This is a genomic window from Faecalibacterium sp. Marseille-Q4137, from assembly GCF_017377535.1.
GTDB lineage: Bacteria > Bacillota > Clostridia > Oscillospirales > Ruminococcaceae > Faecalibacterium > Faecalibacterium duncaniae.
Window position 1 is genome coordinate 17,081 of sequence record NZ_JAFREK010000011.1, and the last position, 25,141, is coordinate 42,221.

Genomic DNA, 25,141 nt, shown 5'->3' on the forward strand with positions numbered 1-25,141 from the left:
GAATTTTTCACGATACAGCGAAGCGGATGCGCCGAATGGCGTGCTGGCTTCGCTTTTTCATCATCTGAATTTTGGAGGAAATTTGAATATGAGTGTACGCAATGAGATCAAGGCGCAGATCGTTCGCGCCGGTTTTACCATGCAGGAAGTTGTTGACTTGTTACATGATGAATATGGCTGGTCGGACAGTGTTTCCAATCTGTCCGCAAAATTGCAAAGGGAGAGCATCCGCTACAAGGAGGTCGTGGAACTGGCCGACGTGCTGGACTGCGACATCGTGTGGGTGAAGCGAGGGGAGCGCCGATGAAAGCACAGTACGCCATTCTCCGCTTTGCCAAGTACAAGGGGCCGGAAATCGGCCACATCGAGTCCCACAACGAGCGTACCAAGGAGAAGTACGCCAGCAACCCCGACGTGGACACGGCGCGCAGCCACCTCAATTTCCATCTGGTGACGCCGCAGCGCAAATACCGCGCCGAGGCGGAAAAGCAGATCGCGGAGGCAGGCTGCCGCACGCGGTCGGACAGCGTGCGCGTGGTGGAGGCGCTGGTGACTGCCAGCCCGGAGTTCTTTAAGGGCAAGAAAAAGGGCGAAATCAAGGCCTATTTTCAGGAGGCGCTGGATTTTATCCGGGAACACCAGGATCCCAAAACCATTATATCCGCCGTGGTGCATATGGACGAGAAAACGCCCCATATGCACCTTTGCTTTGTCCCGCTGACAGCGGACAAGCGGCTCTCCGCCAAGGAAATCGTCGGCAACAAGAAGAAGCTGACGCAGTGGCAGGACAGGTTCTGGGAGCACATGGTCAAAAAATACCCCGATCTGGAGCGCGGCGAGAGTGCCGGTGAAACCGGACGCGACCATATCCCACCGCGGGTATTCAAGGAGGCTGTCCATCTGAACCGGATGAAGGAGCAGATACTGAAACTGATGACAGATATCAATCTTCTTAATAAAAAATCGAAAATGGAAGAACTGGAGGCATTGTTGGACAAATATGTTCCGGCAACAGAAGCTCTGCGGACGAAGCTCAGAAAGTATGATAAGGCGTACAAAGCGCTTTCTGATGAGAACAGCGCACTGGAAGCGGAATTACAAACAGCAAAAGATGCCAGCAAGGAAAAGATTGCGGACAGACTGAAATACGGAAAAACGGAGCAGGAGCTTTGTGAGCTTCATGCTCTGATAGACAACATACCACCGGAAATTGTAGCTGCTTATAGGAGAAAAACAACAGGATTGCAAAACGAACGTTGAGGATAGCTTATGAACAATGAATTGATGAGAGACGTAAACTTCATTCGTTGTTCTACGATGATCGCCGAACTGCTGATGAAGTATAAGTCTATGGAAACAGAAGAAGACCAAGAGGGCTGGATGCAAGAAGGGGCATCCAGCCCTCTTCTTTTTTTACTGCGGCTATTGAAAAGTTTTTTGTCATCGTTTATACTGTTTGAAGTAGATGTTTATTACTGACAAAACAGAATGAAGGAGGTACCGTCCATGGAAAATGCATACATATATACACGTGTTTCAACCTTGATACAGGTGGACGGTTTTTCTCTTGAGGCACAGGAAGCAGAAATTAGAGCTTTTGCGGAAGCGCGCAAGATCAATATTGTCGGGAAATATACGGATGAAGGGAAATCCGGAAAGAATGCCGAGCATCGTCCTGCCTTTACGCAGATGATGGAGGATATTCGGAGCAAGAAGGACAACATTCGTTATGTTCTTGTTTTTAAGCTTTCCCGTTTTGCCAGAAATACCAGTGACACCGCAAAGTACCTTCAGGAGCTTTCAAGCTATGGAATTGGTCTTTTGGGGATCAAGGACGGGATCGACACTTCAACCGTTACCGGCAAGATGATTGCAAATATTATGGGAGCTGTCGCGGAAGTCGAGCTTGAGAACATTCATGAACAGACGCTTGCCGGTAGACAGCAAAAAGCCAGAAACGGTCTCTGGAACGGAGCGCAGGCCCCGTTTGGATATTCTTTGAAGGATAAAAAACTAATGATATATCAGAAAGAAGCGGAAACGGTCAAGGAAATTTTCCGGCTCTACACAGAGGAAGGGCAGAGCATCAGCTACATTGCAAAGAAACTTAATGATGAAAACATCCAGCGTGAGCAGCGCGGAAATGTAAAAATCTCCGGCTTTACAGACAGAACCGTTCGTATCATTCTCAGTAATCCGGTTTATGCAGGCATGATTTCCTACGGTCGCCGCCATACGGTAAAGGTTGAGGGAAAGAACAACGAAACGAAGGTCGTGAAGCAAGACGATGAAAGCAAGATTATCCTTGTGGATGGCGTGCATGAACCGATTGTCAGCAAGGAGACTTTTGCAAAAGCAGCAGAGCGGCTGAAAAAGAATGTTGCCCATCGAAAAACCCGAAGTGACAGTACGACCGTTTATCCACTAACCGGCCTGATCAGATGTCCAGACTGCGGAAAAAACATCTTTGGTTATACTGCGCCGCCAAGGAAAAAGAAAAACGGAAAAGAAGGTTATTATCCGAGATATATTTCCTATCGGTGCATATCCGGAAGAGATAGAAACGGGATCAGCTGTTCTCTTGCCAACAAGTATTACAGCGGCACCAAACTGGAAACCGAGGTGAAAGAGGTTATATCCTCCATGGTGACAATCCCGGAGTTTGTAGAGCTTATTTCTCAAAAGATTGATATCCAGACAGATGTAAATTCTCTGCGGAAGAAGCAGACAGCAATCCGAAATGAGATCACCAAATATAGCGGCAATCTGCTCCAGACTGAAAAGAGACTGACGGAGCTTGACATTGCGGATAGGCACTATCAAAGTAAAGTAGACAGTCTGAATCGTATTCTGGATGACCTGTATGAAAAGATCGAGGATGCACAGACAAGACTTGATGAAGTAGATCAGAAAATCGCTATGGTTGAAAAATCTGCCATGACGAAGAAATCCATCTTTGAAATGCTGGAAGGCTTCAGCAAGTATTACGATGTCATGTCGCCGGAGGATAAAAAGGCATTGTTGCAGGCTATGGTTTCGTTTATAGAGCTGTATCCGGAAAAGCGGGATGACAAGCATCTGATAAAGACGATCCATTTCACCTTCCCTGTTACCTACGATGGTGAAAGCGGAGCATTATTTGTCAGAACTAATGAACAGCAAGTTGAATGTGTCATTGCACTTTCCAAGGGTGAGATCGACTCCAAAAAAGTCCGTGTAGAGTTCTCTTTGGAGGGCATGGACACTTCAGGATTGCAAAAGGGAGTTTCCCATAGTTAAAGATACCACACCAAATATGATGAACCCACGCTTATACACTACCAGCTATAATAAACCGCAAGGACAGCAATTTGATGATACTGCTGTCCTTTCTTTTATAAAATTGCAGTACACATAAAAAAGCTGTAAAATGATAAATATATTTGTCCTTGTAACAATTCTCGGACATTTGCCTGTTATACTATCTGCAAAAAGCAAAGGAAGTGAGAATATGGAGCAGATTTTAATTGTCGAGGACGACAGTTTTTTGAATAAGATGTTGGCCTATAACCTGACCGCAGACGGCTACGGCGTGACTTCTGCCCTAAATGCCAGAACCGCAGCCGAAGCCATCCGCCAGCGGGAATTTAATTTAGTGCTGCTGGACATCAACCTGCCGGACGGGAACGGTTTTGAACTGTGCAAGCTGATAAAGCCCCAGCACCCGGATACCATCGTGATTTTCCTGACCGCCAACGATCAGGAGAGCGACCAGATACGGGGCTATGAGGTGGGCGCGGTGGACTACATCACAAAGCCCTTTGTGATCGGGGCCTTGCAGCGGAAAATCAAAGCCATGTTCGCCATGCTGGAACACCACAAACCGGCTAAGGACATTTACGACGACGGGCGGCTGTTTCTGGACTTCTCGGAGCAGACGGCTTCCCTAAACGGCAAGCCCCTGACCCTATCCCCGATGGAGTACAAAATGCTGAACCTGTTCCGCAAAAATCCCCGGCAAGTGCTGACCCGTGGGCAGCTTTTGGAAAGGCTGTGGGATATAGACGAGCGGTTTGTAGACGAACACACCCTGACAACCTCCATCAGCCGGATTCGCAGCAAGATTGAATCCGACGGCGGCGCGCCCTACATCAAGACCGTTTACGGCATGGGCTATCAATGGACGGGAGGTGAGGCAAAATGAAGTTTCAAAATCTCTCGGTAAAGCGGCTGTTTAGCCGGGTGGCAATGGGGCTTGCCCTCTCCATGTCCGGGATCACCATAGCCCTGTTTCTTGTGACAAAACAGATTGCGGTGCTGCTGACAGGCGGGACGCTGCTGCTGTGCGCCCTTGTGGGGATTTTTGTACTGACGCAGGCGTTTGGAAAGCGGCTGTCGCAGTTTACCGCTGACCTGTGCCAGACCTTAGACCACATGATCGCCGGGAATGAAGCGCCCCAGCGGCCAGAGGACAGCGAAACCCAGCTTGCCAGAATCGGACACCGGCTGGCAAGGCTTTACCAGATCATGCAGGAGAACCGCCGCCGGGTGGACGAGGAACGGCAGGAGTTACAGACCCTTGTATCGGATATTTCCCATCAGGTGAAAACGCCGGTAAGCAATCTGAAAATGGCGACGGACACCCTGCTGGAAAAGCCCATGACCGAGGCGGAGCGCACCGACTTTATCCGGGGAATCCGCAGCCAGACGGATAAGCTGGACTTTCTCTTTCAGGCCCTTGTGAAAACCTCACGGCTGGAAACGGGCGTGATCCAGTTGGATAAGAAACCGGGTCGCCTCTTTGATACCGTGGCGCAGGCCATGAGTGGGATTGTGTATGCAGCGGAGAAAAAGGAAATCGCTGTGTCCGTGGACTGCCCGGAGGATTTGACCGTTTTCCATGACAGCAAGTGGACATCCGAAGCCCTCTTTAACCTGCTGGACAATGCAGTGAAGTACACCCCGGCAGGCGGGAAAATCGCCGTGTCAGTGGTGCTGTGGGAAATGTATGTGGAGGTCAAAGTGACCGACACCGGCAAGGGCATTTCCGAAAGCAATCAGGCTGCCATCTTCCGGCGCTTCTATCGTGAGGAAGAAGTACACGAACAGCAGGGCGTGGGCATTGGCCTGTATCTGGCCCGCGAGATCGTAACGCGGCAAGGCGGCTATATCAAAGTGGTTTCGGAGCCGGGCAAGGGTTCAGAATTTTCCATTATGCTGCCGACAAAATAGAACGCGGCGGACGGCCATTTCCGGCTGCCCGCCGTAAATTTTTTTGAAATGTCCAAGCGTTGTAACATTTCACCTCGATTTTCAATGAAATTTTTTGGCCGCTGTAACATTTCGCGGACATTTAGGTTTTACAATACCCTTATCAAATATGGAGGTGATACAACTATGACATGGCCTTTTGAAAATGACACCAGCGCCATTACAAAGAAGCTGGCGCAAAGAAGCTTCAAAGCCAACAAATTACGAAATATTGTTGCTGTAATAGCAATCGTTTTAACATCAATGCTTTTTACTTCTGTAACGACTTTATGTGTTGGAGCGATCCAGTCTATACAGACAACTATTTTGCAAATTAGGGGAACCAGCCCGTCCACTGGTACATCTGTAAATTGGATTGCCATAATAGCAGCCCTGTTTTTTATTATGATTTTTGTAATAACGGGCTATTTGCTCATTCGCAATATTTTTGAGATTTCTGTTGTTCAAGAAATAAAGAAATATGGCTTATTAAGAACAATCGGAACAACGGAGAAGCAAATCAAGCGAATTGTTTATAAGCAAGCATTTTGGCTGTCTATAATTGGTATATCTATTGGGTTGATTTTAGGATATATAGTAGGAATACTTATGCTTCCGTGGATTCTTAATTTTATGAAAGGCGAGTATCACAATCTTTCTGTGAACTTGAGTTTTAATCCTATTATTTTTGTCGTTGCCGGGATATTTAGTGCGATTACTGTTTGGGTGAGCATAAAGAAACCATTCAAAATTGCAGCTACGATTTCGCCCATTGAGGCAACTAGATACTATGAAAAAGACAATTATCATAGTGCCAACAAGAATCGTCTTTCGTTTAAGAATAGAATAACAGAAATGGCATGGAGAAATTTAATAAGAAATTCAAAGCGTACCATATTTATCGTCTTATCCATGATACTCTGCATTATTCTCCTAAACAGTGCAATCGCAATCGGAAATAGTGTTGATGTTAAAAAATATGTATCTTCTGTTACCTCATTTGATTTTGTTGTGGCAAGCCCAAACACATTTTCTAATGTGCAAGGTTTTCGATTTAAAGATGATTCTGTTAGTAATGAAATCATATCTGATATTGAAAATAATATTCCTGTGCTGAACGGAAGTCGAATTTATAAAAACACTTTGGATGATGTCAGTGTTACTTATGATTATGGTAGTTTGGTCACGGAAGTATTAGACGAATACACAGAAGATAATCACCTTATACGAAGTGGTATGGTTGATGGCAGAACTTATCCAGTAAAACTCGGTGTTGATTATCGACCTCTTTGCAATATTTACGGGGTAGAAAAATCAATACTTCCTAAATTGAATTTCATTGAGGGAGAAACAGATATACAGCAACTAACCTCATATTTGGAAAGTGGAAACTATGTTATAGAAATTTCAGCGATCAACCCAAATGAATCTCCTGAATTTCTTTGTCCGCTCAATCAGGAAGTTACCATTTACAAAGATGGATTGCCTTATAAAACGGTTTCGGTAATTGCGCGTGCAGTGGTTGATTTTTCATTGGTAGAATCTCCGGGTAAGAATGTTGGCTACACTGATGTTGGCGGCGATTGTCCTATTTTCTATATGAGTAATGAGATGTTTGTGGAATTGTATAACAATCCAGCCATAATGAGTTATGTGTTTGATGTGGAAAAAGAACACTTTTTGCCAGCGACCGAGTACATCAATTCTTTGCCTACCGTTGAATACGCATCGTCTGAAACATTGGCACAAACTATGAATGGATTAAAACAAACTATTTTTATCATAGGTGGCCTTATTGGGTTTCTATTAGGAAGTATCGGGCTTGTGAATTTTTCCAACATCATTATAACGGGCATTATAAACCGGCAACGGGAATTTGCTACATTAGAGAGCATCGGAATGACGAAAAAACAAATTAACAAATTGACCGTATTGGAGGGATTGTTTTACGCATTTCTGATTTGTGTAATGGGTTTACCTCTCTCTCTTATTGTTGCAAATACAATTCTTCCTACTTTCTTTAATCAACCTGACTTATGGCTGTTTACAATACAGCCTACGATTTTCCCGTTGATATTAGAGGGAATTGTTATTTGCGTTGTGGCGATTATAGTTCCTCATGTTTCGTTTCGCTATTTTAGAAAAACAAGTATTGTAGCTCGATTAAGGGTAGTTGAATAATAATTTTGAAATGTCCGAGCGTTGTAACATTTCACCCCGATTTTCGATGAAATTTTTTGGCCGCTGTAACATTTCGCGGACATTTGGGTTTTGCAATGACCTTATCAACAAAAGTGAGGAGGCGTTGCAATGGAACTGACCCCGACCATGATTTTGAATCTGGCGCTGCTGATCGTCCCGCCCGTTGCCCTTGTGCTGGCGTTCTGGCAAAGGCTGGCCCAGCACATCCGCTGGACGGTTGCCTTGACTGCCCTCTGTGATGTTCTCCTGTTTTGGGATGAACTGTTCTACTATGAGAGCTTCGGACTGTTCGCTGTGCTGATTCTGGTACAGTTGGCGGCCACCGGCGCAGCAGCGTTCCGCATTTACAACAAACAAAGAAAGGATTGAATTTTATGAGAATTTTACAGACTATCGACCTGAAAAAGTATTACGGTACAGAGCCGAATATCACCCGCGCCCTTGACGGCGTGAACTTCTCTGTAAATGACGGCGAATTTGTGGCCGTTGTGGGAACCTCCGGCAGCGGCAAGTCCACCCTGCTTCACATGATGGGCGGGCTGGACACCCCTACTTCCGGCAATGTGATTGTCCGGGACAAAGAACTGTCGAAAATGAACGACGAACAGCTTACCATCTTCCGCCGCCGCAACATCGGCTTTATCTTCCAGAACTATAACCTTGTTCCTATCCTGAATGTGTATGAGAACATCGTCCTGCCGGTGGAGCTGGACGGGGACACGGTGGATCAGAAGTTTTTGGACGAGATCGTTCACCTGCTGGGGCTGGAAGATAAACTGAAAAATATGCCGAACAATCTTTCCGGCGGCCAGCAGCAGCGTGTGGCTATCGCCCGCGCCTTGATTACCAAACCGGCTATTGTTCTGGCCGACGAGCCAACCGGCAACCTTGATAGCAAGACCAGCGCCGAGGTGCTGGGGCTTATCAAGCGCACCAGTGCAGAGTTCCGGCAAACTGTTGTGATGATTACCCACAACAACGACATTGCCCGCCTTGCAGATCGGATTGTCCGCATTGAGGACGGCAAGATTGTGGAGTAAGGAGATGGCAGGCTATGACATGGCCTTTTGAGAATGATACAAGCGCCATTACAAAGAAGCTGGCAAAGAAAAGTTTGCAAAGCGAGAAGCGCCGGAATCTGATGGTGGTGATTGCCGTTGCACTGGCGGCGTTTCTGATCTGCTTTACGGGAATTGTGTCTACTTCCCTGACACAAATGCAACGCAATCAGGTTGTCGATACTTATGAGGCGGTCTGGCTGGGCGTGGAGGAAAACGACATTGAAACCCTGAAAGGACTGCCGGAGTTTGAGCGCGTAGGCGGCTACTATATGCTGGGTGAGGAACTTTCGGAACAGGGCTATCATGCGTCTTATGTGTATTGCGACGCGCAAATGATGGAGATTACCAAGGCGCAGATGGAGTTGTTAGAGGGGAGGGTTCCTGAAAAAGCAAATGAAGTTGTCGTAAGCGAATACTTTCTTTCCACCTATGGAAACAATGCCAAAATTGGGGACACTGTGACCTTAGATACAGAGAGTTTTCATGGTGATTATGTCGTTACCGGCATTATGGACAGCGTAAATGAAAAAGAAGCGAATACCTGCGCTATCATTCTTTCCAACGCTGCCCTGACAGAATGGAAAGGGTTTGACCCGACTGGCTATCGCGCCTATGTCCATTTCAAAAACAGCGACCAGTTGGGCGAAGAACTGATGACCTCTTATTGCAGGGAGATTGCGGAGGAATATCAGCTTCCTATGCCCAAAATGAACAGTAAGTATTTTGCCTATGCTTCTAAATCCTTTGATTTTGCACTGATGGCAGGTGTGATTGCCCTTGTTCTGATTGGCGGCTATATTGTGATCCAGAGTATCTTCCGTATCTCCATCAATGACAAAATCCAAAGCTACGGGCAGCTTCGGACGATTGGTGCGACACCAAAGCAAATCAAGCGGATTGTAAAGAACGAGGGACGCAAACTCGGCAGTATCGGGATTCTGATTGGCACAGTGCTGGGCGTATGCGGCGGTTTCCTCCTGTTTTCCAAGGGTTTTAACGCTGTTTCCTATGTGGCAACGGTTATTTTAACGCTTATAAGCAGTTGGATCATGGTATCTGTTTCCATCCGTAAGCCGGTGAAAATTGCGGCAGGGATTTCCCCCATTGAAGCCGTCCGTTTTACCCCGGCGCAAAAGGACATCCGCAGCCGGAAAAAGAATATCAAGCTCAATCCTGTTTCAATGGGAATTGCAAATTTTAGGCGTGACCGAAAAAAGACCGTTGCTATTGTAGCCTCATTGAGTTTGGGCGGAATTATCCTGCTTGTGGTATCCTCCATTGTTTTGCTGCGCTCACCAGAGGCGCTTGCAAGACAGTTTTTCCCAGACGGCGACTATAAAATTTATTTGGATTCTGAAATGACAGAAGAAAAGGTTATGGCAGCGGGAAATCCATTGAATGAGGAATTAAAGCAGGAAATCTTATCTATTGATGGCGTTACAGATATAATTCCAAGCAGGCAATCTCTCCATGCAACTTATAAAACAGAGATTCATCAAGCTGGTGGTATGTGCGATATGCTGACCGACCAGAATTATGCGGCAGTTGAAGCGGCTCTGACAGAGGGAACCATGCCAACAGATTCCCGTAGTATTGTAATTGACTATAATGTGCTAAAGCAGAATGAGGATATGGGTGTTGGTTCAACGGTTGAGATTTCTTTGGGAGAAGAACAGCCATCCGTTTCTGTTACCATATCGGGGTTATACGCTCCTGCAAAGGTATATTCAGGACATGGCAGGATGCACTTAGATGGGGCAACTCTTTTTGCACCAGAAGCATTGTTCCACGAACTGCACCCGGAAATCACCTCTTTTGACTATTCATGGAGCATTGTAAATGACCCTAAAAAAACGAACTATGTGGGAGCTGAATTGAAAAATATTGTTGCCAGCCATAGTAATATTGCCTTAGATGAAATCAATACAGTGATTGAATATGAAGAAATGACAAATTCTTTTGCGTTTGGCAGTATGGAGATACTTTCATGGTTGGTATTTCTCTTTGGCGTTATCAACCTTATCAATACGACACTCTCTAACCAGATAGCCCGAAAGCAGGAAAACAGTATTCTGCGTTCTATCGGCCTAACACAAAAACAGCTATGTAAAATGAACATCTGTGAGGGGCTGTGCTATGCGCTCTTTGCAACATTGGCGACGCTGATCGTTGGGCTTCCGGCTTCCATCTTTGCTTGCAGAAAAATGAGTATAGGAGCTTTTGCCGGAAATGTAGTGCCTTACAAATTCCCGGTTTTGGAAATGGGACTGTTCATTCTGGTATTGTTCGGAATGGAACTGATCTTGTCTGTATGGACAATCCGCAGACAGAAAAAGCAATCCCTGATTGAACAAATGCGGGCGATGGAATAACCGTATGGGATCGGCGGGGCGGCGTGTGCTGCCCCGCTTTTTTCGCCATTTCTCAAAAAATTTTTGAAATGTCCGAGCTTTGTAACAATTCAGCCTGTTTTTTTGTCGAAATCAAAGGCACCTCGGACATTTATAGTTCTTCCAAAAGTTTGATGATAATATTACCATTCATGGAAGAAGCAATCTGTTATTGCAATAATGCGAAATTGACGATAGAAAGTTTTTCATATCTCGGTCAGCTCAACAATTACATTACTCTGCTGATACAGCCAGTCCGTAAATTCTTTCGGGCTGGCCGTTCCTGTTTTTACAGCCTTTTTTCTCTGTAAGGCTTCTTTCTTAAAGTCGGAAAAGGAAGCCTGTATTTTTTCCAGACGGTCAGCCGGAAAGCCTGCGGTATTTTTTACCCGGTTTATTTTGTTGCGCCAGTTCTGGCATTCATTTTTATAAAGCAGGTCATAGTTATTTTCTCTTGACCTCTCGTCAAATTCCCGCTTGTTTTGAAGCGCCTGTGCTTTTCGGCACTTGTCGCTGCACAGCTCATACCGCTGGCTCTTTGCCAGAAAATATTTTCCACAGACCTTGCACCGCCGGAAGCAAAGCCCCCAGTCATTCAGCCTGTTCAGATAATAGGTAATCAACGGGTAGAGGGACGCATAGGCAGACACACATTCTTCTGTGCGCCAGTTGTCCGGGAACCAGAGGTCAAGCCGGGTATCTTCTGACGGTGCGCCTTTGAAATAAAGGCTGCCAGCTTGAAATTGTTTCGGTTTTCCTGTCTCCCTGTCAAAGCTCATGGTTTCGTTTTGGAATACCCCGGTCAGTCTGCTCATTTTATCCATGAAGCGGTCACAGGCAGCGTTACGGTCACGGGGTTCTCTGGCAAGCAGATAGCTGTTCCAGATACGGAACGCCACATACATTTTCAGAGGGTCGTTGCTAAGATATTTCTCCCAAAGAAATTCGCTTGCCGCCTGCTCCAGCTCCGGCTGTTTCCATCGGTTGGAGTGGAGAGCTTGCCGCAGCGGAGAAAGCCCGTATAAGTTCCAGTCTCTGTCCGTGTCACGCTCAAAGTTTATCAAAAAAGTTCCCAGTGGGCGTGTCATATCACAAAGCACCTCTGCGTTTTGGCTCCCGTTCAGACGGAAGCGGATCTGCTGTTCTTCCCCAATCAAAATCCGCTCTTTCATTTTCTTCCTGTCCAGCGTCAGGACAAACAAAATCCTCTCAAAACATGGCTCATGCCGTATAAACTGATTCTCCATCCCTATCCCCTGCCTTTGTTTATGGTAATTATATAATTCAGTTATATCCGTTACACTCATGGTATCGCAGAATCATTGTTTTGTCAAGGATAGTACGCTATGATGATTGCGGTTGGTAATTTCGTACCGCACAGTACCTTGACAAGTGAATGACCGTCCAAAAGGGATATGACCGGCAGGAGAAGTGACGCATTCGGCGCACCAATGCAGGGAAACACCGCAGGAATGGGGCAGGAAAACGGCTTTTGGGGAGAACGGCAACAGGAAGCATTTTAACCTATTTGATTTATGGGAGGAACAGAATGAACGATAAAAAGAGATTGAACAGCTACGAGGATTTACCGCTGGTTCTGGATGTGGCGGACATTCAGCGGATTATGGGAATTTCAAGAGCGAGCGCCTATGAGCTGGTACACACACCCGGCTTTCCAGCGTTCCGCAGGGGCAGACTTATCAAGGTCAGCAAAATTGCTTTCTTTGAATGGATGGCAAAAGGCTCCGAAACCGTACCGGGAAGCGACAAATAAGCGTGAGGTATCATTCCCTGACTTGCAATACTGCCGCACTTTCCAAAGGGGCATACAGAGGGAAAAAAACTTAAAAATGATACCGAGACGCTACATCAAAACAGCCTATCTGCGTACATCAGATAGAAACGGAGAAAGGAGCCGGTTATGGCAAGAATGAGTAACAAGCGGCGGTTGGAATGGTCTTTCTTCTTAAATGACCGCAGCCGTATCACTTACAACGAACTGTGCCGGAAATGCCAGCACGAATGTAAACAGAGCTTCCGGGCGGTTGTGGTTGACTGCCCGAAGTATCTTTCCAAGCGTTCCAAGAAAAAGGACAAGACTGCCGGAAACGGCAAAATCCCTTAGGAACTAAGGGCGCACTTCTATACATAGTCTAAAGACCATGTATCGTGCGTCCTGCGGAGCTTACCTCTGCCGCTGATAAAATCAGCAATCCGAGGTCTGCGTTCGCTTCGCTCCGACAAGGTGGCTACACCCCCTTGCGCCGCTAAAGCGGCTATCCCCTGTGTACCCGCCGCAAAGAGAAATCCGCTCTGTGGTTTTCCCTTTTCATCGGGTTTTATAGAAGCACTGACACAGACTGTCTGCGGATGGTCTTTCTTTATCTTATAAGCAAAGGATGTGAGAACATGGAAAAATCTTTGGAACAGTTAAAGCAGGAATATGAAAAAACCACTGTCCTGCTGGAACGGGAAAAACGGAAAATGCAGCGTTTGAAAAACCGGCAGGCGTATCTGGAAAGCGGTTCCCGGAAACAGAGGACGCACCGGCTGATTACCCGTGGGGCAGCCGTTGAGAGCATTGTGCCACAGACAAAGGAGCTGACCGAAACGGAATTTTATTCCCTCATGGAAAGCATTTTGAATCTGCCGCAGGCGGAGCCTTTCATCCGGTCTGCCGCAGAAAACCACGCCCGTATTTCCGGGCAGGAGAAAGGCGGTGACTAAGGATAGCACTTTATCATTTTTCAATCGCACAGATCAAGCGCAGCGCCGGTCAGAGCGCCATTGCCAGCGCAGCCTATCGAGCCGGGGAGCGTCTTTACAGCAGCTACTATGGAGAAGTCAGCGACTACACCAAAAAGGGCGGCGTGATCGCTTCGGAAATCATGCTGCCGCCCCATGCGCCGGAAATATATCTTGACCGGGCGACCCTCTGGAATGCTGTGGAGAACTGCGAGAAACATCCAAAAGCACAGCTTGCCTATTCCTTTGATATTGCCATGCAGAATGAATTGACGCTGGAAGAAAACATGGAGCTGGCGAGGAAGTTCGTACAGGAGCAGTTTGTGACAAAAGGCATGATTGCCGACCTTGCTTTTCACAGCCCGGAGAAAGAGGACGGCGGCATCCCTAACCCGCATTTTCATGTGATGACAACCATGCGCCCTTTGAACCCGGATGGCACATGGGGACAAAAACAGCGTCGGGAATATCTTCTTGATGAAGATGGAAACCGAATCCGGGATAAAAACGGCGATTATATGTTTAACGCTGTCCATACAACAGACTGGCATGAGCCGGAAACGCTGGAACACTGGCGGGAGCAGTGGGCGGCTGCCGTTAATACAAAATTTGAGGAAAAAGGGCTGGATGTGCGTATCGACCACCGTTCCTATGTGCGGCAGGGGCTTGACCTGATACCTACTGTCCACGAGGGAGCTAATGTCCGGCAGATGGAAGCAAAGGGCATCCGCACCGAGAAAGGGGAACTGAACCGCTGGATTAAAGCCACCAACCGGCTCATGCAGGATGTGAGGAAGAAGATCAAAGCCCTGTTTGTCTGGATGGCAGAGGTAAAAGAAGAACTTTCCAAACCGCAGACACCGAGCCTTGCCGACCTGTTGATCGCTTATTACAACCAGCGCAACGCAGGGGCATGGAGCAATAAAGCCAGAACCGGAAACTTAAAGCAGTTTGCCGAAGCCGTCAATTATCTGACGGAAAACAAGCTGCTCACATTAGAGGATTTGCAGGAGCGTCTTTCCTCTGTCAACGAAGAATTTGAAGCGTTAAGCGACTCCATGAAAAAGAAATCTGCCCGGATAAAGGAATTGCAGGAATTGATACGGGAGGGCGAGAATTACCAGCGGCTAAAACCTGTTCATACGGAATTGAACAATATCAAGTTTAAGAAACAGAGGGAGAAATTTGAAACATCCCACGATGCGGAGTTACGGCTGTTTTATGCCGCCCGCCGTATTTTGAAAGAAAAACTGGACGGAAAACCCATTGCCCTGAAAGCATGGAAACAGGAATACGCACAGTTAAAAACAGAGTATGCCGAACTGTCTCCGCAGCACAAGCCACTCCGGGAGGAAGTCATACGGCTACGGCAGGTGCAGAACGCCGTAGATACCGCACTGCGCCGGAGGGAGCAGCCACAGGCAGTACAGAGAAAGAAACATGAGATGGAGCTATGATATAACCGGCAGCTTTACCGCTACCAGTATTTTTATGGAGGGAGCATTTGAATGTATTTGAAGCGGTGAAACAGTCTGTTACCACCCGGCAGGCTGCTTCATTCTATGGAATCCGGGTGGGGAGAAACGGCATGGTCTGCTGTCCATTCCACAATGACCGCACGCCCAGCATGAAAGTGGACAGCCGCTTTTACTGCTTCGGCTGCGGGGCTTCCGGGGATGTGATCGACTTTGCCGCTTTGCTGCATGGATTGGGGAAACGGGAAGCTGCGGTCAGGCTTGCGGAGGACTTCGGCGTTTCCTATGAGAAATCCGGCAATGCGCCGCCAGATAGGAAGCGTCACAACAGGTCACAGCCCCGACAAAAATCAGCGGAGCAGAGATTTCAGGAAACGGAACGGTATTGTTTCCGGGTGCTATGCGATTATCTGCGCCTGCTGGAGCATTGGAAAACAGCACACGCCCCACAGCCGCAGGATGCCATCTGGCATCCTCTTTTTGTGGAAGCGTTGCAGAGGATAAGCTACACAGAATACCTTTTGGATATTTTGTTATACGGAGAAATAGAAGAAAAAGCGGCATTGATCGCCGCACAGGGAAAGGAGGTGTTGCGGCTTGAACAGCGAATTTCAGAGCTTGCCGCCGGAAACGCAGGAAGCGGTCAAAAGGACGATGGACACAATGGAACCGGCGCAGACACCGGCAGAAATCCGGGAAACATTAGAGGGGACGCAGAAAGGCGGCGTGAAGAACAGCATCCGAAACTGCCTGACGGTGTTCCAGCGTGACCCTCTGTTTCGCGGGGCGCTGCGCCTGAACCTTTTGACGGAGCAGATTGACATTGTGAAGCCGCTGGGCTGGGAGCGCACCAGTACCACGCTGACCGACATGGACATGAACTACCTGCTTTTGTATCTGGAAGAAAATTACGGGCTTACCAGCGAGAAAAAGGTGCAGAGCGCCATCAAGATTGTTGCCAATGAAAACCGCTACCATCCAGTCAGGGATTACCTGAACAGCCTGCAATGGGACGGCACAGAGCGCATCCGTTACGCCCTGCATCACTTTCTGGGAGCCGATACGGACGAATACACCTATGAAGCCTTGAAACTGTTCCTGATGGGAGCCATCCGGCGGGTATTCAGACCGGGGAGCAAGTTTGAGGTCATGCTCTGTCTGGTTGGTGGTCAGGGAGCCGGGAAATCTACCTTTTTCCGGCTGCTGGCAGGCAGGGACGAATGGTTTTCAGACGATTTGAAAAAGCTGGACGATGAAAATGTGTACCGCAAGCTGCAAGGGCATTGGATTATCGAGATGTCGGAGATGATCGCCACAGCCAACGCCAAGAGTATTGAGGAAATCAAGTCATTCTTAAGCCGCCAGAAAGAAACCTACAAAGTGCCGTATGAGACACATCCGGCAGACCGGCTGCGGCAATGTGTATTTGGAGGGACGACCAACCGGCAGGACTTTTTACCCCGTGACCGCACCGGCAACCGGCGCTTTCTCCCCGTGACGGTGTACCCGGAACGGGCGGAGGTTCACATACTGGACGATGAAGCGGCGGCGAGGGCGTATATCGAACAGATGTGGGCGGAAGCCATGACGGTTTATCGCAGTGGGAAGTATAAGCTGTCATTCAGCATGGAAATGAACCGATACCTGAACGCCCACCAGCAGGACTTTATGCAGGAAGACACACAGGCCGGCATGATCTACGCCTATTTGGAGGACTACACCGGCGACAGGGTATGTTCCAAGCAGCTTTATGAGGAAGCGCTGGGGAACTTAAATTCCCCGGCAGACTGGGAGACACGGGCAATCTGCGAGATTATGAATACCGGCATTGCGGGCGGCATCATACAGGGCTGGGTAGCCTACAAAAGCCCGAAGCGGTATAAGAAATACGGTTCTCAAAAAGGCTGGGAGCGTGTCAACCAAGCTCCGCCGGAGGGGGACGGTTTTCAGGAAATCACGGAAGAAGAAGCCCGGCAAATGGAACTTCCATTCTGAAAAGCCACCGGTTGACAGTTTGGTTGACGCTTTGGTTGACAGCCGGTTGACGGGGAAAAGCCTGATATTTGGGGCATTTCTCTCCTTTGTCAACCATGTCAACCAAGAAATCAAAGAAAAAGTAAAAAGTAATAATAGAGCGCCTGTGGATTGTTTTCAAAGTCTTTTCTGCCGGTTGACACGGTTTGGTTGACACGGAGACAGTCTGCGGCTGTACACCTGTCTGACATTCCCTTGTCGGGCATATTTCATTTATGGAGGTAACTGCCTATGGCAAAAAGCAAAAACGAGAGCAATAACAAAAACAGCGGCACCCTGCTTACCGAAAAAGACGGCACCCAGTATTTTGTCATGGGGAAAGTCCGTATCAAGGTATCGGAGCATTTCGCACAGGATGGGAAGCCGCTTGACAGCCTGCTGGAAGATGTGATCCAGCACGCTGCCGCCGCTTCCTGAAAAAATACGGAATAACGACTGTCAATCAGCCCACGCTTATGATATACTTGTACCAGCGAGTATTGTATAAGCGTGGGTTGTTTCTTTTAGAAGGAGGATTTTTAACCGTGAAACAACCATACAATACAACGATTTATAACACTGCACTATATTTGAGATTGAGCCGTGACGATGAATTACAGGGGGAAAGCGGCAGTATCCAGACCCAGCGCATGATGCTTAGACAGTATGCCGCAGAGCATGGGCTGACCGTTGTAGACGAGTACATTGACGACGGATGGAGTGGGACAAATTTCGAGCGTCCAAGTTTCCAAAGGATGATTGATGACATCGAAGACGGGAAAATCAACTGCGTTGTCACAAAGGACTTATCCCGTCTGGGAAGAAACTATATCCTGACCGGTCAGTACACGGAAATCTATTTCCCCAGCAAGGGAGTACGCTACATTGCCATCAATGACAATGTGGACACCATCAACGGAGAAAGCGAGCTTGCACCGTTCTTAAACATCCTGAATGAAATGCACGCCCGACAGACCAGCAAAAAGGTCAAGGCTGCCATGCACACAAGATTTGCCAATGGCGCACACTATGGAGCCTATGCACCGCTGGGCTATGTAAAAGACCCGGACAAAAAAGGTCATCTTCTGATCGACCCGGAAACACGCTGGATTGTAGAGAAGATTTTTGACCTTGCTGTACACGGGCGTGGAGCCGCCAGCATTACACGGATTCTGGTGGAGGAAAAAGTACCTACCCCCGGCTGGCTGAACTATGAAAGATACGGGACTTTCGCCAATATCTACGCCGGTGCGCCCGCAGAAAAAGCCTATGCGTGGACGATAGCACAGGTCAAGAGCATTTTGAAAGAGGAAACCTACATCGGTCACAGCATTCACAACAAGCAGAGCAACATTTCATTCAAGAACAAGAAAAAGGTGCGGAAGCCGCAGGAAGAATGGTATCGTGTGGAAAATACCCACGAAGCCATCATTTCTGAAGAAGTGTTCCAAAAAGTTCAGGAGCTGATTGCAAGCAGACGCAGGAAACGCAGAAACGGTACGACACAGATTTTCGCAGGATTGATAAAATGTGCAGACTGCGGATGGTCTTTAGCCTATGGGGAAAACAAGCAGAATAAGAACCCATACGGGTACTACCATTGCAGCAAGAACGGGCAGGGATTACGCCAGTGTTCCATGCACTATATCCGCTATGATGTACTGTATGCCTATGTGCTTGCAAGACTGCAATACTGGTCTATGCTGGCACAGAAAGACGAGGACAAGCTGCTGAAACGCCTGCTCAATGCCAGCGACAGGGAAAGAAACTCTGCGAAGAAAAAGCAGGCTGCGGAGCTGAAAAAGGCAGAGAAGCGTAAAGCCGAGGTTGACGGGCTGTTTGCTAAAATGTATGAGGACTGGTCTGCCGGACGCATAACCGAGTATAACTTCAATATGCTGTCCGAGAAGTACCAGAACGAGCAAAAGGAGCTTGAAACAAAAATAAGACAGCTTCACGAAACGATGGAAGCCGCCGTACAGACCGCAGCGGATGCTGAAAAGTGGATTGCCCTGATGAAACAGTATGTCAACCCTGTGGAGCTGACCGCCGAACTTCTGAACACTCTAATTGAAAAAATAACCGTCCACGAAGCTGTCAAGGGCGAGGACGGAAGCCGTGAGCAGGAAGTAGAAATCTACTACCGCTTCATCGGCAAAATCGACTGACCTTTCTTTTTTACCCAACAATATCTTTAATTAAGGGAGACGGGTGCGACCTATCCTGAAATCAAGGCCCGTGTGTTGGAACAGACTGGGCCGAAGGTTTCTTCCCTGTATATCTCGCAGGTCAAGCAGAAATGCGGTCTGGAGGTGCGAGAGAACCACCATAAGGCGACGTCCGAAAATACAAAGCAGCCTCAGTGCCCACCGGAAAAGGAAGCGGCCATAAGGGATGCGCTGAAATATTTTAAGATGACTTAATTTATTTTAGGGTTTTGACAACTGATAAAGCAGCTCCTGATTTTGAAGTCAGAAGCTGCTTTATCAGTAGAAAGGACAAAGATGACAGAAGCCGAGGTATTTGCATCTTGTTTAGCACTCTCGCATTGCCACTTCTTGGATACGCCATATGAAGGTGACCCTTTTTCTGATGAGCTTAACAGTGGTGCATCAAACGTGTGTCATTACTGTACTATTGACACGCTTTTATCCATAATCGAAAAACAATGCCTTCGTTTTACTGATGTGAGATTTCTGAACGACTCTACTGAATTTCTCGAAATCATCCCATTGATAGAGCATGTACTTACCAACGGCAATTACTCGAGCTCATTCAAACAGTTCTTTTTGCAGCCATCTATAATAGAAGATTTGAAAAGTTATCGTCAATCATATTCTGCCATATCTAATGTTGATCAAACATACAAAGATATGCCTTACCGTACTTATACCTGCTCGCTTTCCAAAAACTGTGATTCTCTTAATATGTGGAACTATTATGCAACTTCATCGGCAGGCGTCAATATTGGTTTTGACTTTGCATGGAATATGTTTGAGGGTAGCAACTCATACAAAACCAACACAGGAAAAAGATTATCAGGTGATATCTGGCTTTCTCGTGGATTGGTAATTTATAATAATTTCGACAAAGAAAAGTGTGTCATCAAATTTTTAGATCATCTATTCAATGTTTATTCCAACCTTCTTCAGTTAAATTTACTAGACAAGTATCGTGCTTTACTGGTTCAGTCTTTTAAGGAGCCAATCAACAATATGCGCTGCTTTTTCAAAAACAGCCACTTTGACGGGGAACAAGAATACCGTATTGTTCTAAAAATTCCAGAAGAAACTTTACGTTCTCCAAAATCCAATTCGAATATCGCCGATGTATCTTTCTTCCGTCGCGGAAAAGTTTTGGTTCCCTATGTTGATTATAAATTCAAAAAATCTTCTATCAGTCAAATTGTCATGAACCCTTATAATTGTGAAGACAGCTCCATGATGGAATTGGGCATTCAAGAGCTTCTGACCATGAACAACCTTGACAATGTAAAGATCTACCATTCCAATATTCCTTTGAGAAGATACGACTAATCTATTATTCGCTATTCGATTTCGAGGCCAAGAAATGTATTTTTACAGTTCTTGGCTTTTTTCATACATACAGCCTGCCTGCCATTGTGCAGGCTTTTATTTTGCCACAAGGAGGTGTTAGATTGATGATTCACCAATCACATGGCAGAAATGCCGCAAACCAAAGGAGTAACATTTGGCTAATATCTATGGTTATATTCGTGTCAGCACCCGCGACCAGAACGAGGACCGGCAGTTGATTGCACTGCGAGAACTGAAGATTCCGGAGAAAAACATCTTCATGGATAAGCAGTCCGGCAAGGACTTCAACCGCCCGCAATACAAGCGGCTGGTGCGAAAACTGAAAAAAGACGATCTGCTCTATATCAAGAGTATCGACCGTCTTGGACGCAACTACGCAGAAATATTGGAGCAGTGGCGACTGCTCACCCAAACAAAAGGTATCGACATCGTAGTGCTGGATATGCCGTTGCTGGACACCCGCCGTGGCAAAGATCTGATGGGCACTTTTCTAAGCGACATCGTGCTGCAAGTGCTTTCCTTTGTTGCCGAAAACGAGCGCACTAACATCCGGCAGCGGCAGGCAGAAGGTATTGCCGCCGCTAAAGCCCGGGGCGTGAAATTCGGCAGGCCGCCTCGTCCCTTGCCGGATAACTTTTATGAAGTCCACAAAGCATGGCGTGCCAAACGGTTGAGCTTAAAGCAAGCCGCACAAGCCTGTGATCTCCCCGTTGGAACCTTTTACAGCAAGGCTTTGAAATTCGAAAATACCACTTAATAAAAGCCCCTGAGAATTCGGAAAAGCGTACTTTTTCAAATTGGTTAGAATACATGAAGCCTTTTGTGGAAGATGAATGGGATTTGGCTGAACTCTTGCCGGAAATTGTTGCGTTTGCCGGGGTTTCGCGGTATACTGTTGTTATATGTAAAAAGCCCTGAGAATCCGTAAAAGTACAGGTTCTCAGTGGGCAATTCGGAAAGGAGCTTCCATGGCACATCTGGAGGAGATCACAGTCGGCTGCCAGCTGAACGGCATTGCGGCAAGGGAAACTGTGACCGTTATTGCGGTGCAGTGGTATGGCAATGCAGCACTGGAAGTTACATTCAAGAACAGCCGAGGGCAGCTTGGCAGTCAGATCCTCTATCGTGGAGATGAGGCAACTGTGGATGTGCTGGGTGACAGTCTGCCGTGGAGTTTCGGCGCAGATGCTGATAAGATGCGCCTCGTATCCGAAGCGTACCGCATCCATCTGGCGCACCTATTTGATCCTTATCTGGCGGTCCACACTTCGGCTATTCAGCCCCTGCCACACCAGATCACGGCAGTTTATCAGGAGATGCTGCCACGCTTGCCGCTGCGGTACATCCTTGCGGACGACCCCGGTGCCGGCAAAACCATCATGACCGGTCTGTTCATCAAGGAGCTGATCGCCCGCGGCGATTTGAAGCGTTGTCTGATCGTGACGCCGGGCAATCTGGCGGAACAGTGGCAGGACGAGCTTTTTCGCAAATTTCATCTGCGGTTTGAGGTATTGACAAACGACCGCATTGAATCCGCCGTCAGCGGCAACATCTTCACCGAGATGCATTTCTGTATTGCACGGCTGGATAAGCTATCACGCAGCGAAGCTTTGCAGGAAAAGCTCCGCATCACCGACTGGGATCTGATCGTTTGCGATGAGGCGCACAAAATGTCTGCAACCGTCTGGGGCGGTGAGATCAAATACACCAAGCGGTTTAATCTGGGACGGCTGCTGTCGGAAATCACCCGCAACTTTCTGTTGCTGACAGCCACCCCGCACAACGGCAAAAATGAGGACTTCCAGCTATTTTTATCGCTGGTGGACCCCGACCGTTTTGAAGGTGCAGCTCGTTCTTCCAACCAGAGCATCGATGTTTCGGACGTGATGCGGCGGCTTGTGAAAGAGGAGCTGCTCAAATTCGACGGCACACCACTGTTCCCGGAGCGGCGTGCTTATACCGTCAACTATGACCTCTCCCCTGCCGAAGGGCAGCTTTATTCCGAGGTCACCAGCTATGTGCAGGAGGAGTTCAACCGGGCAGAGAATCTGAACAACGATCGCAAGGCAACCGTCGGCTTTGCGCTGACCATCCTGCAGCGGCGGCTGGCCTCCTCGCCGGAAGCCATCTACCAATCCCTGCACCGCAGGCGGGAACGGTTGGAGCATATTCTGGCGGAGGAAAAACTGGGCAAGCCGGATACCGGCACGCAGTTTACCATCGCAGATGATTTTGATGAGGACGATTTCAGCGCAGACGAGCTGGAGCAGACCGAGGAAAACGTCACCGACCGTGCATCCGCTGCCAGCACCATCCGGGAGATGGAGGCGGAAATTTCCACGCTGAAAAGGCTAGAGCAGATGGCCAATGCCGTGCGAGTCAGCGGCGTAGACCGCAAGTGGGACGAGCTTTCCAAGCTGCTGCAGGACGACAGCAAAATGTTTGCCGCCGATGGTCAGCGGGAAAAGCTCATTATCTTTACGGAGCACAGGGACACCCTGCGCTATCTGACCGATAAGATCCGCACCCTGTTCGGGCACGACGATGCCGTGGTGACCATCCACGGCGGCATGGTGCGGGACGAGCGGCGCAAGGTGGAGGAACTATTCAAGCAGGACCCGGAGGTGCGCATCCTCATTGCCACTGATGCTGCCGGTGAAGGCATCAATCTACAAAGAGCGCACCTAATGATAAACTACGACCTGCCGTGGAATCCAAACCGTTTGGAGCAGCGTTTCGGCCGCATTCACCGCATCGGGCAGACCGAGGTGTGCCACCTGTGGAATCTGGTTTCGGCGCAGACCCGTGAGGGCATGGTGTTCCAGCGGCTGTTCCAAAAGCTGGAAGAAGAACGGGGCGCACTGGGCGGCAAGGTGTTTGATATTCTGGGCAAGATGACCTTTGACAACAAACCCCTGCGGGAGCTGCTGATCGAGGCGGTTCGCTACGGCAACGACCCTGCCGTCCGTGCCCGGTTGCAACAGGTTGTGGACAACTCACTGGACCAGCAAAAGCTCCTGGAGCTGTTGGATGAGCGTGCCCTGACGGACGACACCATGGACGTACAGAAGGTTTCTGCCATCCGGGAAGAGATGGAGCGGATGGAGGCGCACAAGTTGCAGCCCCATTTTATCGAAGCATTCTTTCTGGAAGCCTTCCGCTCTGTGGGTGGCAAGATACGCCCTCGCGAGACCGGACGCTACGAGATCACCTTTGTGCCCGCGGCGGTGCGCAGCCGGGATATGCAGATCGGCTTTGGGGAGCCGGTGTTGCAACGATACGAACGGGTGTGCTTTGAAAAAGAGCGCTGCAATGTGCAGGGTATGATCCCAGCCGAGTTGCTTTGCCCCGGACATCCGCTGCTGGAAGCCGTCATTGATCTTGTGCGGGAGCGCAACGCTGAGGTACTCAAGCAGGGCACGATTTTTGTGGACGACAGCGATGACAGCACCGCCCCCCGGCTGCTGTTTTACATCGAGGATGCCATTCAGGATGGCGTTCTGCTGCCGGGCGGCACCAAGCGGATTATCTCTCAGCACGTCCACTTTGTGGAGCTGAAGGAGGATGGCACCGCCAGCAGCGCCGGTTACGCGCCCTATCTGGATTACCGTGCCCCCACCGAGACAGAGCGTATTACCGCCCTGCCCTACATTCAAGCACAGGACTGGCTGAAACACGATGTAGAAAACCGTGCCCGGAGCTATGCCATCGCGCAGCTATTGCCCCAGCATTTTGCCGAGGTGAAAGCCCGGAAGCAGAAGCTGCTGGATAAGACCGCCAAAGCCGTGAAAGAACGCCTGACCGCTGAGATCCAATACTGGGACTACCGGGCGGCAGACCTGAAGCAGAAGGAAGCCGCCGGTAGACCCAACGCCCGGCTCAACTCCCAGATGGCGGCCCGCCGGGCAGAAGAGCTTGCCTCCCGGATGCAGAAGCGGCTTGCGGAACTGGAAACGGAAAAGCTCATCTCCCCCGCCCCGCCGGTGGTGGTGGGCGGTGCGCTGGTGCTGCCCGGTGGGCTGCTCCGGCAGCTGATGGGCACTCCACAGCCCACACTGTTCAGCCAAGGTGACAAGTTTGCCATCGAGCTTGCCGCCATGAATGCGGTGATGCAGTTGGAGCAGGCGTTCGGTTACCTGCCGCAGGATGTGAGTGCCCAGAAGCTGGGCTACGATGTGGAATCCACCATCCCGCCCCGGCTGCGCAGCGGCGAAGCCTGCCTGCGGTTTATCGAGGTGAAGGGACGCGCCAAGGGTGCCCAGACCGTTACCGTCTCCAAAAACGAGATCCTGACGGGGCTGAACAAGCCGGAGGAGTTTCTGCTTGCCATTGTGGAGGTGGACGGTGCCCACACCCACACGGTCTACCTGAAACGCCCCTTCCGCAACCCGCCGGACTTTACCGCCACCAGTGTGAATTTTGATATCCGCGACCTTGTGCAGAACGCCGAGGTCGTTTACGAGAAATGA

General features: G+C 48.7%; 22 protein-coding genes. 21 read left to right on the forward strand and 1 reads right to left on the reverse strand.

The features are described from left to right. Positions 1–88 precede the first annotated feature (88 nt). From J3353_RS06265 to J3353_RS06310, 10 genes are all read left to right on the forward strand, one after another. Positions 89–307 (forward strand): LLM class flavin-dependent oxidoreductase, encoded by a 219-nt coding sequence (locus tag J3353_RS06265; protein WP_207684432.1) that lies wholly within the window; start codon positions 89–91, stop codon positions 305–307. Continuing rightward, positions 304–1,260, forward strand: coding sequence for a MobV family relaxase (gene mobV, locus J3353_RS06270; protein WP_207684433.1), 957 nt, complete (start codon positions 304–306; stop codon positions 1,258–1,260). The genes J3353_RS06265 and mobV overlap by 4 nt, the downstream gene beginning before the upstream one ends. A gap of 9 nt (positions 1,261–1,269) precedes the next feature. Further along, a complete protein-coding gene (locus J3353_RS06275; protein WP_207684434.1) occupies positions 1,270–1,479 on the forward strand; it encodes a hypothetical protein in 210 nt (69 codons plus the stop codon). A 27-nt stretch (positions 1,480–1,506) separates the two neighbouring features. Then, the gene (locus J3353_RS06280) at positions 1,507–3,279 is read left to right on the forward strand and encodes a recombinase family protein (RefSeq protein ID WP_207684435.1); all 1,773 of its coding nucleotides are present in this window, start codon (positions 1,507–1,509) and stop codon (positions 3,277–3,279) included. 211 nt (positions 3,280–3,490) lie between these two features. Continuing rightward, positions 3,491–4,183 (forward strand): response regulator transcription factor, encoded by a 693-nt coding sequence (locus J3353_RS06285; protein WP_207684436.1) that lies wholly within the window; start codon positions 3,491–3,493, stop codon positions 4,181–4,183. Then, the gene (locus J3353_RS06290; RefSeq protein WP_173794037.1) at positions 4,180–5,211 is read left to right on the forward strand and encodes a sensor histidine kinase KdpD; all 1,032 of its coding nucleotides are present in this window, start codon (positions 4,180–4,182) and stop codon (positions 5,209–5,211) included. Before J3353_RS06285 ends, J3353_RS06290 begins: the two co-directional genes overlap by 4 nt. A 165-nt stretch (positions 5,212–5,376) precedes the next feature. Continuing rightward, positions 5,377–7,410 (forward strand): ABC transporter permease, encoded by a 2,034-nt coding sequence (locus tag J3353_RS06295; RefSeq protein WP_207684437.1) that lies wholly within the window; start codon positions 5,377–5,379, stop codon positions 7,408–7,410. 129 nt (positions 7,411–7,539) lie between these two features. Further along, complete coding sequence (locus J3353_RS06300) at positions 7,540–7,800, forward strand: hypothetical protein (RefSeq protein ID WP_005927561.1); 261 nt, start codon at positions 7,540–7,542, stop codon at positions 7,798–7,800. Between the two features lie 5 nt (positions 7,801–7,805). Further along, the gene (locus J3353_RS06305; RefSeq protein WP_005927557.1) at positions 7,806–8,471 is read left to right on the forward strand and encodes an ABC transporter ATP-binding protein; all 666 of its coding nucleotides are present in this window, start codon (positions 7,806–7,808) and stop codon (positions 8,469–8,471) included. Between the two features lie 14 nt (positions 8,472–8,485). Next, the gene (locus J3353_RS06310) at positions 8,486–10,864 is read left to right on the forward strand and encodes an FtsX-like permease family protein (RefSeq protein WP_207684438.1); all 2,379 of its coding nucleotides are present in this window, start codon (positions 8,486–8,488) and stop codon (positions 10,862–10,864) included. Positions 10,865–11,088: 224 nt separating this feature from the next. Here the strand turns inward: J3353_RS06310 and J3353_RS06315 are convergent, their stop codons facing one another. Next, on the reverse strand, positions 11,089–12,129 hold the full coding sequence (locus tag J3353_RS06315; protein WP_207684439.1) for a DUF6076 domain-containing protein: 1,041 nt from the start codon (positions 12,127–12,129) through the stop codon (positions 11,089–11,091). A 302-nt stretch (positions 12,130–12,431) separates the two neighbouring features. Here J3353_RS06315 and J3353_RS06320 point away from each other — a divergent pair, with 302 nt between their 5' ends. From J3353_RS06320 to J3353_RS06370, 11 genes are all read left to right on the forward strand, one after another. Continuing rightward, complete coding sequence (locus J3353_RS06320) at positions 12,432–12,656, forward strand: helix-turn-helix domain-containing protein (RefSeq protein ID WP_005362423.1); 225 nt, start codon at positions 12,432–12,434, stop codon at positions 12,654–12,656. Between the two features lie 147 nt (positions 12,657–12,803). Then, the gene (locus J3353_RS06325) at positions 12,804–13,007 is read left to right on the forward strand and encodes a hypothetical protein (protein WP_004614949.1); all 204 of its coding nucleotides are present in this window, start codon (positions 12,804–12,806) and stop codon (positions 13,005–13,007) included. 284 nt (positions 13,008–13,291) lie between these two features. Then, positions 13,292–13,609, forward strand: coding sequence for a DUF3847 domain-containing protein (locus J3353_RS06330; RefSeq protein WP_019162597.1), 318 nt, complete (start codon positions 13,292–13,294; stop codon positions 13,607–13,609). Positions 13,610–13,611: 2 nt separating this feature from the next. Continuing rightward, on the forward strand, positions 13,612–15,084 hold the full coding sequence (gene mobQ, locus J3353_RS06335) for a MobQ family relaxase (protein ID WP_074104019.1): 1,473 nt from the start codon (positions 13,612–13,614) through the stop codon (positions 15,082–15,084). Between the two features lie 47 nt (positions 15,085–15,131). Next, positions 15,132–15,872 (forward strand): CHC2 zinc finger domain-containing protein, encoded by a 741-nt coding sequence (locus tag J3353_RS06340; protein WP_014079457.1) that lies wholly within the window; start codon positions 15,132–15,134, stop codon positions 15,870–15,872. After that, positions 15,757–17,097 (forward strand): virulence-associated E family protein, encoded by a 1,341-nt coding sequence (locus J3353_RS06345; RefSeq protein WP_009321442.1) that lies wholly within the window; start codon positions 15,757–15,759, stop codon positions 17,095–17,097. Before J3353_RS06340 ends, J3353_RS06345 begins: the two co-directional genes overlap by 116 nt. A 270-nt stretch (positions 17,098–17,367) precedes the next feature. Further along, positions 17,368–17,553, forward strand: a complete 186-nt coding sequence (locus J3353_RS06350) for a hypothetical protein (protein ID WP_004849804.1) — start codon at positions 17,368–17,370, stop codon at positions 17,551–17,553. Between the two features lie 107 nt (positions 17,554–17,660). Beyond that, a complete protein-coding gene (locus tag J3353_RS06355; protein ID WP_008791695.1) occupies positions 17,661–19,283 on the forward strand; it encodes a recombinase family protein in 1,623 nt (540 codons plus the stop codon). Between the two features lie 336 nt (positions 19,284–19,619). Further along, on the forward strand, positions 19,620–20,651 hold the full coding sequence (locus J3353_RS06360) for a DUF2971 domain-containing protein (protein ID WP_207684440.1): 1,032 nt from the start codon (positions 19,620–19,622) through the stop codon (positions 20,649–20,651). A 175-nt stretch (positions 20,652–20,826) separates the two neighbouring features. Next, the gene (locus tag J3353_RS06365) at positions 20,827–21,429 is read left to right on the forward strand and encodes a recombinase family protein (RefSeq protein ID WP_118552036.1); all 603 of its coding nucleotides are present in this window, start codon (positions 20,827–20,829) and stop codon (positions 21,427–21,429) included. Between the two features lie 211 nt (positions 21,430–21,640). Then, entirely contained in the window at positions 21,641–25,141 is a 3,501-nt protein-coding gene (locus tag J3353_RS06370) for a helicase-related protein (protein WP_207684441.1), read from the forward strand.